Here is an 11,063-nt window from a genome sequence, read left to right as displayed (position 1 = left end):
CCGGCCGACATCCGCGACCAGCTGACGAAGGCGATGAAGGAAGCGACCGACTTCAACAATACGCAGTCGCAGAAGGAGAACGAGGACGCGCTCGCCGATCAGGAAGAGCGGCAAGAGCGAGATCATCAAGCTCACGCCGGAGCAGGATGAGGCGATGCGTAAGGCCATGGAGCCGGTCTACAAGGACGCCGCAGGCCGCATCGGCCAACCGTTGATCGACGAGTTCCAGAAGGAAGCGAAGAGCACGACGAACTGATTTGAACGGACCATGAATGGGGCTTCCGTGCCGGGCGCGGAAGCCCCTTTTGTTGCGAATGATTTCCGATTGCGACTGAACTAAAATTCAGGAGCGTTACATCTTCGAAAGAACGCGCTCCCTGTCCAAGTTGTAAGTTGCGCGTAAGCCGCGCTGCGCCCATCCTCATGGCATCCTTCCAGAGGAGAGTTCGCATGAGGAAATTCACCATCGCCGCCATCGCCGTGCTCAGCATCGCCGGCTCGGGCGCGGTCTATGCCCACTATCATCGCCCGTGGATGCACGAGCACATGCGCCACATCCGCATGAACCCGGAAGACCGCGCCGCCATGGTCGACGCGCGGATCGCCGCCGTCCATGCCGGGCTGAAGCTCAACGCCGATCAGGAGAAGCTGTGGCCGCCGGTCGAGGCCGCCGTGCGCGACTTCGCCAAGCTGCGCATGGACCGCGCCAATGCGCGGATGAATGCCGGTCCCGGCGATGCCGGCAAGGACGCCAATAAGGACGCCAACAAGGATGCCGACAGGCCGGAAGATCCGGTCGCCCGCCTGCGCCAGCGCGCCGAGGACATGGGGGCGACGTCGGCGGCCCTGAAGAAGATCGCCGATGCCGCCGATCCGCTCTACAAGACTCTGGACGAGGGCCAGAAGCGGCGCCTCGCCGTGCTGACCCGCCACCGCGGCCCGTTCGGAGGCGGCGAAGACGGCCCGCGCCGCCACTTCATGGAGCGTGGCATGGACCGCATGATGGAGCGCGGTATGGACCACTTCCACCGTGACCGTTTCGACCGCGACGGCGGCCCGGACGGGGACCGCGAGGGCCGGCTCTGAGCCTGCAAGGGTGGCCCCGCTCAACCCTGGCGAAGCCGCTGGAATCCAGCGGCTTTTCGCTTTTTTGGGGGATGTGGGCACGCCCTTGGCATACCCTTGTCATAGCCTTGGAAAACTTACGTGCCATCGCTTGCCAGACCCGGATCGCTTTGCTAAACGACCGGCCTCGCAAGGCTTTAACCGCCTTTCGGGCGCATAGCTCAGTTGGTAGAGCAGCTGACTCTTAATCAGCGGGTCCCAGGTTCGAGCCCTGGTGCGCCCACCACCCTTAAGAGATTGGCCCGCAAGGGCTTTTTTAAATTCCTCCGCAGAACAAGCCGGGTCTCGTGCGACGCTTTTGATGGTCGCACGCCGTGCGACGAGTCGGATAATTAGGACCGAAGCCCCTCGACCTGTAACACGAAATCTACCGGTCTGCGTTCAGCTCTTCATACCTTCCTTCAGCACCTGCAATTCAAGCCTATCGATACCGAAATCGGCGCGAGCCGCATTGCGGGCGCGGCAGTGCTTCACGATGGTCTGCGCGCTTCGGTATGAATGTCCAGTAGAAGGCGCGGAGCTTCGGTTTGCACCTGAAGCGAAGGTCGGTATCGGCTGTTGCGCCTCCCCGATGTGAATCTATCGGGGGCGCTTCGCGACGCTCCCCGGTCCGGTGGTCCGCCGAGGCTTCGGCCCATTTTTCCTGCCACAGGTCAAACAGTGGCTTTTGCTCTACCTACGAACCTCGAGAATGCCATATCCATTAATGAGGGCAAACCTACAATTTTGTACGTTCGCGCGCTTAAGGACGTTGCCGGCGAGTCTCTTTCCGGCGGAGACCCTCGTCAGCTTCTTCAGGTCGAGGCGACATCGGCAAAAACGACGGCTATTTTGTTGAGCCTATATGGCCAAATTGGCGAGAGCACATTAGTGACCTCAACCATTTCCGTGAATCGGCGCCAAGCCGTTGCCTGTAGAATAAGGGCGAGCACCGGCGTCGGAAACCAGCGCCGATCAACGATTTGCTTCTCAGCTCAGCTCAACGCGTGAGCGGCCAATCCGTAGACCCACGGCTCGTTTTCCTTTCGGTTCAGGAATCGCCGTCCCTTGGACATGGTTGTGACCGTCTCGCTTATAGCGAGGCGGCTCTGCTGAAGATAATCAGCAAATAGGCCCGTCTGCTCCCGAGTATCGACGCGGGCGAAACGGCCGGTGAGATCCTTAAGATGCACGGCCGTGAGATGGATCGCGTCATAATCATTGCTGGCGACAATGGGACCGATCACGTGACCACGCCCGAACTCGCGCTTCATGGAGTAGCCGACTGTCTTGCCGTCGCGGCGCAGTACACAGATTGACGCACCTTCCGAAAGCAGAGCAAGCAGCTCCCGGCGGCTCGTGCCGAACGCACGCTCATCCAGCGCTGCAATCTCATTGAGTGTTTCGGCTGACGCCGATCTCAATTCGCCATCCAGAACTGATATCGGTGGAAGGGGTGATACGACCTCTCCCTGCCACTGATACACGACCGCTTCCTTGGTGAAGCCCAGCGACAGATAAAGATGATAGGCAGCATCGGTCGAGTTCAGGGTAAGATTCCGATCCCCACACCGTTCGAATACCTGTTCCATAAGCCATCGGCCGGTACCTTGTGCTTGGGTGCGCGGCGATGTGAGTACCAAGCCGATGGTGGCGAATTCGCTTCCGTGCGGGAACCACATCGCGCTTCCGAAAACGCGCCCGATGCCGTCAACAGCGACGATGCCTTGACCGGCGCGGCGCAGGAAATCCCAGTCCTTTGGCCGATGCGGCCAGCCGACCGCAATCGAGAGCGCGTGGAGCAGCTTCACATCAACGTCTCGAATGTCGCGCGCGACCAATTCGAAGGACTTCAGGCGTACGGATCGTCCCATCTCAGTTCATTCCTTCGCGGAATGCCAAAGTCTATGGCTTGGCGTGCTTTATGAACCTGCTGCCCAGTTGCGACAGCAAACGTGTTTGCCGCAGCATTGCACGGAAGGCCAGCAGGTTTCACCTGTTTTGGTACAAGTGTTCGAAATGTTCGGCATATAGCGCACCGAGATTCGGCAGAGAAAGCTTCTGCTTGCCGCTAGGCTGTAGATGTCCGGCGAGCTCGCTGCGCGCCAACAAGTCATTGAGCATCTCGCCGCGTGACACGAAGGGTCCCTCGATGGGGTTTCTTTTCAATTCCGATGCCGCTCGGGGCGCAATATTCCGCCAGATATTTGCGCGCGAGCTCCCCGATCTGGAATTCTACCAGGGGAGGAAAAGCATCGACCCGGAAAAGGTGCGGTATCTGCTGACCTGGAAAGTGCCGGACGACGTCTCGCGTTATCGCAATTTGGAGGTGCTCTTTTCCATCGGTGCCGGAGTCGACCAGTTCGTGCCCGAGATCATACCCGACCATGTGATGCTGGTGCGTATGGTCGAGGATGGCATCATACGCATGATGCAGGAATACGTCGTGCTCGGCGTGCTGGCGCTCCATCGCGAGATGCTCGCATATCGGGAGCAGCAGAGAAGGGGCAGGTGGCAAGATCTTGTCACCCCACAGGCGACCGAACGCCGCGTGGGTTTCCTGGGCGTTGGGATGCTGGCGCAAGCGGCAATCGATCGCCTCAAGCCCTTTGGATTTCCCCTTGCCGCATGGAGCCGCAGCAAAAATGTGGTCGAGGGCGTCACCTGCTTTCATGGCGACGATCAGCTGGGCAGTTTCCTGAGAGGAACGGATATTCTCGTCTGTCTTCTGCCCCTGACGGAGCAAACCCGCGGCCTCCTGAACTCAAAACTCTTCTCGTTTTTGCCGATGGGAGCGCGACTGCTGCATGTCGGCCGCGGCCCGCAGCTCGACCAGGCCGCACTCATCGAGGCGCTCGACGGCGGCCGCCTTGCAGCAGCTATGCTCGATGTCACCGACCCCGAGCCGCTGCCGGAAGGCCATGCGCTCTGGTCGCACCCGAAGGTGATGATAACTCCGCACATCGCATCCGTGACGCAACCGCATTCGGCGGCACAATCCGTCGTAGAAAACATCCGGCGCCACCGCGCTGGAAAAAATCCGATCGGGCTTGTCGATCGAACACTCGGCTATTAACCAAGGATGATGTCATGTCCCTTCTGATTTCTATCGATCCCGATCCGGACTTCGCACCAAAGAACGCCTTGCCTGTTCCGGAACGGCTCATTTCGGGCAATCCATCCTTCAAGACCTGGGCGCAGGACGCCTCCAAAGCCGAGAAGGTGCTGACCGGCGTCTGGGAAGCAACGCCCGGCGAGACCCATTCCATTAAGGGCACCACTTACGAGTTCTGCCACATCATCTCGGGTCTCATCGAAATTGAGGAAAAGGGTGGTGAGACGAAGACTTACCGCGCCGGCGACAGCTTTGTGATGAAGCCGGGCTTTGTCGGCATCTGGCGCACGATCGAGACCGTGCGAAAGATCTACGTCTGCGCTTATGACTGAGCACAAAGCTCGAAGTGCGCTCCTAATATAGGCGCGCTGTCAGAATAATCGCTTTTCGAGTCGCGTCTTATGCGATTCAACGCCGCCAGGCGCTTAATTCTCGATGAAAAATGCGGCGTTCGATCCTGTATTGCTCGGATGAGAAGATTCGATCTCACCGATGGCAAATCCAACAGCGTGCTTGTCGAACTCACGTCGAGCAGACTCGCTCGTGGACAAGGAACATGAGCCGATTACGCATCGCTGTGATGGCGGGGTTGGCCCCGAAGGGAAAAGAAGATGATCGCATTGAAGGACAAGGATCTGTTTCGCCAGCAGGCGTTGATCGGCGGCAACTGGCGGGATGCGAACGCGAAATCGACCGTTGATGTCATCGATCCTGCCAGCCAGAACGTCCTTGGCACTATCCCCGACATGGGGCGTGACGAGACTGCGGCTGCAATCAACGCTGCGGCTGATGCGTTCAAACGTTGGAAGAAGACTACTCACGCAGAACGCGCGGCACTTTTGGAGCGTTGGTATGAGCTCATGCGGCAGCATGAGCAGGATCTGGCGCTCTTGCTGACTTTGGAACAGGGCAAACCGCTTGCTGAATCGCTCGGAGAAATCCGCTATGGGGCATCCTTCGTAAAATGGTTTGCGGAAGAGGCTCGCCGGATCAACGGATCGACCATCCCGTCACCTACTGCCGATCGCCGCATTCTGGTGCTGAAAGAGCCGGTCGGCGTCTGCGGGATTATCACGCCCTGGAACTTTCCTAACGCCATGATCACGCGCAAGGTGGCACCTGCGCTTGCTGCGGGCTGCACCGTGGTCATCAAGCCATCTGAATTTACGCCGTTTTCGGCGCTCGCGATCGGCGTACTTGCGGAGCAGGCAGGGATCCCGGCGGGCGTCATTAATATAGTGACGGGCATGCCCGCGGAAATCGGCCAGGAATTGATGGCCAATGAAACTGTTCGCAAGATCTCGTTTACCGGGTCGACTCGCGTCGGCGCATTGCTGATGAAAGGCGCCGCCGACAACATCAAGAAGCTCAGCCTCGAGCTCGGCGGCAACGCGCCGTTCATCGTCTTTGATGATGCCGATCTCGACCGGGCCGTTGAGGGCGCGATTGCGTCGAAGTTTCGTAATGGCGGACAGACCTGCGTTTGCTGCAATCGCATTTTGGTACAATCAGGCATTTACGATGCCTTTGCAGAAAAGCTGGCCAGACGGGTTGCGAAAATGAAGGTCGGGGCCGGCACCGAAGAAGGCGTCGAAATCGGACCAATGATCAATGGCGCGGCGATAGAAAAGATCAAGCGGCACATCACAGACGCTCTGGACAAGGGCGCGAGGATCATCTCGCAGAGCGAATATATGCCGGAAGGTAGGCAATATGCCCGCCCCGTCGTGCTCGGTGAGGCAACGGCTGACATGCTCTTGGCCTCAGAAGAGACGTTCGGACCAGTCGCGCCGCTTTTCCGCTTCAAGACGGAGGACGAAGCGATCGCGATCGCGAACGGCACGCCCTTCGGTCTTGCCGCCTATTTCTATACGGAGAGCCTCAAGCGCTCATGGCGCGTTGCCGAGGCGCTGGAATTCGGCATGGTAGGCCTGAACACCGGCCTGATCTCGACCGAGGTCGCGCCTTTCGGCGGCGTAAAACAATCGGGGCTGGGGCGCGAAGGATCCCAGCTCGGGATAGATGAATATCTCGAGATCAAAACGCTTCATGTCGGCGGATTGGAATAAGGGGACGATTCCTGGTTTCAGGAGAGGAATCGAAGGGTTCTTCGATTTTGCGGCGGACCGCGTCCGCGCGATAAACAGCATGATGCCTCAACAGCGAAGTAACACAATTCTGTCGGATGAGTAGTTCAAACACAGAAAAAGGGGGCGGTTGAACCGCCCCCTTTATTCATCACGCAACAGTCTCTACTGAAATTTTCGAAGGTCTACGTGCCGCGAAAGAGCCCGAAAAGGATACGCCTTCACGCGCTTCTTCGAAGGGGCTCCAAGCCGACTGCGGCGGCGAGCCCGCCGATGTCCGCGACCTCAGTGTATTCATAGAAGGGGTTCGCGGGCTCGTGACCGCGGTTCACCCACACCTTGCTCTTGATGCCCAGGTCGTAGGCCGTCATCAGGTCGTACCGGAAGGACGAGGAGACGTGGGTAATATCTTCCGGGCCGCAGCCCAGCTTGTCGAGCATGTACTCGAAGCCCTTCATGTGCGGCTTGTAGGCGCCGGTCTCCTCGGCCGTGATGATCATGTGGAAGGGCGCGCCGAGCTTTTCGACGTTCGACATGATGAGGTTCTTCATGGAGTTCGACAGGATCACCAGCGGTAACTCCGTGGCGACTTTGGCCAGACCGGCCGGGACGTCGGGATGTGGACCCCATGTGTGGATCTCTTCATTGATGCGCTGGGCATCCTCCGGCCGAAATACGACACCGTTGCGCTTGCACGCGCGCTCCACCGAGTTGTGCACGACCTCGAAGTATGACTTCCACGCGCCAAGAACCTCGTCCAGGCGATAGGCAGCGAAATCCTTGATGAAACTTGCCATCGTCGTGGCAGAAAGCCGGGAGCCGTAGACTCGCCTTGCCGCACCGGCCATGTCGAAATTCGTCAGCGTGCCATAGCAATCGAAAGTGATATATTTCGGTCGGAACTTGGTCATGACGTGGAATCCTCCAATCTTCTCGGCACCGCGCGCCGGTACGACAAGCATCATAAGGAGCATCTCGTAAGATAAAGCGCCGCTTTCGCTGAAGCCGGAAGCAGATTGTGTCGTACCGGATCGAAGCTTTGGCAGAGAGTTGCGCCAAGCAACCGCTCGCGTTGAGCAGCACCGTCATGCGCCGGGCCTGCTCCGGCATAAGCTGCGGCATCGATCACCAACGAAAGTCAAAACTCCTCCGATCCGGGCGCGGCTTGGGAGGAACTGCCGTCCTGGATATCCTAATCTGCCTTCGGGTTGATATGGAGGACGACATGTTGAGCAATTCGCTGATCGAGCTGGATCGTGCGCATCTGGTTCACCCGGTCTCATCCTATCGCACTCACGAGGCCTTGGGTGTGCGGGTGTTAAGATCGGCGAAGGGCGCGACGCTGACCGACGTCTCGGGCCATCAATTGCTCGACGGCTTCGCCGGCCTGTGGTGTGTCAATGCCGGGTACGGACAAGACAGCATCGTTGATGCAGCCACGAGACAACTGCGCGAACTGCCCTATGCGACGGGCTATTTCGGGTTGGGCTCCGATCCAGCCATCCGGCTGGCCGCCAGGTTGGCCGAATTAGCGCCTGGCGATTTGAACCATGTTTACTTCACGCTGGGTGGCTCCGATGCCGTCGACAGCACGATCCGATTTATTCGGTACTATTATCATGCCAAGGGTACGCCGGAGAAGGATCAGTTCATTTCCGTCGAGCATGGCTACCATGGATCGTCGACGGCAGGGTCCGGCTTGACCGCGATCCCTGCCTTTCATGCGGGCTTTGGGGTACCTTATAGCTGGCAGCACAAAATTCCGTCGCACTATGCCTATCGTAATCCTGTCGGTTCCCATCCTCAGGCTATCATTGCTGCGTCGGTTGCGGCCCTGCGAGCCAAGATCGCCGAACTGGGCGCAGACCGCGTTGCGGCTTTTTACGTCGAGCCAATTCAGGGATCAGGGGGTGTCCTCGTGCCACCGCCGTCTTGGCTGAAAGCCATGCACGCTGTTTGCCGGGAGAACGATATTTTGTTCGTTGCCGATGAGGTCATCACTGGCTTTGGTCGTGTCGGCCCATTTTTCGCATGCGAAGAAGACGACGTCGTGCCGGATTTCATGACCACCGCAAAGGGTCTGACGTCGGGCTATGTGCCGATGGGAGCCGTTTTCATGTCCGACCGCGTCTACAATACGATTGCGGACGGAGCCGGCAGGACGGCGGTCGGCCACGGCTACACCTATTCCGCACATCCCGTCAGTGCAGCGGTCGGACTCGCGTGCCTGGATCTTTACGAAAGCGGCTTGTTGGCAAACGGCCGGAAGGCCGGGCACCGCCTGATGGAGGGCCTTCGCGCGCTTGCAGATCATCCACTTGTCGGCGATGTCCGTGGTCGCGGCATGCTGGCCGCAATCGAGCTCGTCACGGACAAGGAGCGCAAGACGCCCCTGCCGGCGGAAGCCGACGCGGCGCGCCGCATCTTCGACCGCGCATGGGACAACGGTCTCGTCATCCGCGCCTTTGCCCAGGGCGTGCTGGGTTTTGCGCCCCCGCTCTGCTGCACGGATGGGGACATCGACGGCATCATCGAACGAACTCGCATGACGCTCGACCAAACCCTCGAAGACAGCGACGTCCGCGCGGCGATGAAATGATGATCACTGCGCCTGTCATTCCGAGGCCAGCAAAAGCCTGAGCCGTAGCGCGACGCGACGATCTGTCCATGCCCCCCGAGGTGGAGGATTGTTCTTCAGCTATTGAATATGCTTTCGAGAGGCAGATGGGATTTCACGATCGGGGACTTCAGCACGACAAAACTGAAGTATTTGTCGATTCCGATATCCATCTCGACGAGACGTTCCATCAGCGCCTGATATTCGCTGATTCCCGCTGTGATAAACTTCACGAGGTAGTCATATCCGCCCGAAACCAGATGGCATTCGACGACTGAATCTATCTTTTCGATAGTCGTGAGAAAGCGCGCGAAATCGATCTGGCGATGATTTTTGAGCGTGATCTCGGCGAACACAGTCAGAGTTTGTCCGAGCTTGGAGACGTCGATCTGGGCGGAATAGCCGGTGATGAAGCCCTCCGTCTGGAGTCTCTTGACGCGCATCAGGCAGGGGCTCGGGGAAAGGTTTATAAGCTCTGCGAGCTCGACGTTGGAAGTCCGCCCGTTCTTCTGCAGTTCGCATAAAATCCTGATGTCGATCTTATCGAGCTTCATAAGCAATGCCATGAGATGGGAGCCATAGCGGCGTCAAGGCTTTGAGGCTTCAGCGTCATACGCACTGTCATAGCACCAACCAGCTTCCTTTCCCACCGGGCGGAGAGATTGCTTTTCAGAACTCGGCGACCTTGCCCCAGGCACCCGTTTTCAGCCGCTCCGGCCTGTATGGACGCGGGTCGACGATCGGCGCAGTACCCGTAATGATGTCGGCGATTAGGTGCCCCGCGCCGGGGCCAATCCCGAAACCGTGGCCGCTGAACCCTGCCGCAAGGATAAAGCCTGGAATCGCCCCCACCTCACCGATTGCGGGAACGCCATCCGGTGTGCTGTCAATATAACCGGCCCAGACATTGGAGATTGCGACGCGACGGAGTTCAGGCAGCAATTCGCAAGCTCGTTGATGTGTCAGCCGAATCTGCCGCATGTCGGGACGGGGACTAAGTGTCCGGTTCAGCTCCATCGGGGTCGTCTCATCGAGCGCCCACTTCGCCAAGGATTCATGACCTTGGCGCATGCCCTCGAATGCTCCAGGGGCGAGACTGCGCCAGCGTCGCGCGAACATAGGCACGAATTCGCGAGCGAACCTGAATTGCTGCGGCGTTGGATCGACGCGCGCACGCCCGCCGATCGCCGCAGTGTATCCGCCGTTGCTACGTCGCGTAAGCGACACGAGTGCGGTGTGCAGGGCATCAGGCAGGCCGGCTGCGCCAGGAGCCACGGCGAGAATGGACTGGCGCACGGACGCCTGCGGGAAGCGAATGCCGAGCTGGTTGCAGAACGAAGAGGCCCAGGCCCCTCCTGCCATGACCACCGTGTTGGTCCGGATTGTGCCTGTTTCGGTCACTACGCCGCTCACCCGGCCGGCACGGAGCTCTATGCCGCGAGCGGCGCAGTGCTGGTGCACCGTGCCGCCAGCCGTCATGATCGCACGCGCGACCACGGGCACAGCCTTCGAAGGGTCTGCCGTTCCGTCGGTTGGAGAGAATACGCCGCCTTTCCATTTGCGGCCCGTCGCTTTGCCCCTCTCGCTCGCTTCGTTCGTGCTCAACATCTGTGTCGTAACGCCGACCGTCTTTGCAAAATCGCGCCACTTCGCCCAGCCGGTCAGCTCATTTTCGTCATTCGACAGATAGAGAAGCCCGCAGCGGCGGAACCCCGTGTCTTCCCCGGTCTCCTGTGCTACTGTCTCCCAAAGATCGAGACTCTTGGTGGCAATCGGTAGCTCGCGCGCGTCGCGATTCTGTTGACGACACCATCCCCAATTGCGACTGGACTGCTCGGCGGCGACACGCCCCTTTTCGAGCAAGGCGACCTTAACGCCGCGGCGGGCGAGATAGTACGCCGTGAACACGCCCACCACGCCGCCGCCAATGACGACGACGTCAGCCTCTTGAGGCAGAGACGGGCTTGATTCAATATGGATGAGCGGCGCACTCATGAAGCGAGGACTCCCGGCGTTTGACCTATCGTAGCTGAGCATTCGCGGCAGGTGCTCTGCGGGAATTTGTGATTAGACGGAATATTCTGCGGTTTGCCGACTTCTGTTCAAGCTATTATTGTGAGAACACGTCGCTGGCGCCCAC

At 59.2% G+C, this 11,063-nt stretch carries 9 protein-coding genes, 1 tRNA gene and 1 pseudogene; 7 read left to right on the top strand and 4 right to left on the bottom strand.

Features of this window, described 5'->3' with window-relative positions; genetic code table 11:
- From FXB41_RS32035 to FXB41_RS32025, 3 genes and pseudogenes are all read left to right on the top strand, one after another.
- Positions 1-256 (top strand): annotated as a pseudogene (locus tag FXB41_RS32035) (C4-dicarboxylate ABC transporter); the annotation flags it as partial.
- Positions 257-450: 194 nt separating this feature from the next.
- Positions 451-1,086, top strand: coding sequence for a Spy/CpxP family protein refolding chaperone (locus FXB41_RS32030; RefSeq protein WP_219684611.1), 636 nt, complete (start codon positions 451-453; stop codon positions 1,084-1,086).
- A 189-nt stretch (positions 1,087-1,275) separates the two neighbouring features.
- Positions 1,276-1,351: transfer RNA gene (locus tag FXB41_RS32025), tRNA-Lys, on the top strand.
- 748 nt (positions 1,352-2,099) lie between these two features.
- On the opposite strand, the gene FXB41_RS32020 is transcribed toward FXB41_RS32025, so the two are convergent.
- Complete coding sequence (locus FXB41_RS32020; protein ID WP_219684610.1) at positions 2,100-2,978, bottom strand: GNAT family N-acetyltransferase; 879 nt, start codon at positions 2,976-2,978, stop codon at positions 2,100-2,102.
- A 278-nt stretch (positions 2,979-3,256) separates the two neighbouring features.
- Here FXB41_RS32020 and FXB41_RS32015 point away from each other — a divergent pair, with 278 nt between their 5' ends.
- The 3 genes from FXB41_RS32015 (at position 3,257) to FXB41_RS32005 (ending at position 6,288) form a co-directional block, all read left to right on the top strand.
- Positions 3,257-4,180 (top strand): 2-hydroxyacid dehydrogenase, encoded by a 924-nt coding sequence (locus tag FXB41_RS32015; RefSeq protein ID WP_007601116.1) that lies wholly within the window; start codon positions 3,257-3,259, stop codon positions 4,178-4,180.
- Between the two features lie 14 nt (positions 4,181-4,194).
- Positions 4,195-4,551 (top strand): cupin domain-containing protein, encoded by a 357-nt coding sequence (locus FXB41_RS32010; protein WP_007601117.1) that lies wholly within the window; start codon positions 4,195-4,197, stop codon positions 4,549-4,551.
- 279 nt (positions 4,552-4,830) lie between these two features.
- Positions 4,831-6,288: an NAD-dependent succinate-semialdehyde dehydrogenase gene (locus FXB41_RS32005; protein WP_219684609.1), complete on the top strand. Its 1,458-nt coding sequence runs from the start codon at positions 4,831-4,833 to the stop codon at positions 6,286-6,288.
- 239 nt (positions 6,289-6,527) lie between these two features.
- Here FXB41_RS32005 and FXB41_RS32000 read toward each other — a convergent pair whose 3' ends face one another.
- On the bottom strand, positions 6,528-7,217 hold the full coding sequence (locus FXB41_RS32000) for a haloacid dehalogenase type II (protein WP_007601119.1): 690 nt from the start codon (positions 7,215-7,217) through the stop codon (positions 6,528-6,530).
- 314 nt (positions 7,218-7,531) lie between these two features.
- Between FXB41_RS32000 and FXB41_RS31995 the strand changes: the two genes are divergently transcribed.
- Entirely contained in the window at positions 7,532-8,905 is a 1,374-nt protein-coding gene (locus FXB41_RS31995) for an aspartate aminotransferase family protein (protein WP_219684608.1), read from the top strand.
- A 95-nt stretch (positions 8,906-9,000) separates the two neighbouring features.
- Here the strand turns inward: FXB41_RS31995 and FXB41_RS31990 are convergent, their stop codons facing one another.
- Entirely contained in the window at positions 9,001-9,477 is a 477-nt protein-coding gene (locus tag FXB41_RS31990) for an Lrp/AsnC family transcriptional regulator (protein ID WP_018453188.1), read from the bottom strand.
- A gap of 115 nt (positions 9,478-9,592) precedes the next feature.
- Positions 9,593-10,918: an NAD(P)/FAD-dependent oxidoreductase gene (locus FXB41_RS31985; RefSeq protein ID WP_007601123.1), complete on the bottom strand. Its 1,326-nt coding sequence runs from the start codon at positions 10,916-10,918 to the stop codon at positions 9,593-9,595.
- Between the last annotated feature and the right edge of the window lie 145 nt (positions 10,919-11,063).

Source organism: Bradyrhizobium canariense, from assembly GCF_019402665.1.
In the GTDB taxonomy this organism is placed as follows: Bacteria; Pseudomonadota; Alphaproteobacteria; order Rhizobiales; family Xanthobacteraceae; genus Bradyrhizobium; species Bradyrhizobium canariense.
The sequence above is the reverse complement of the archived record's forward strand: the minus strand, read 5'-3'. Positions and strand labels throughout refer to the sequence as shown.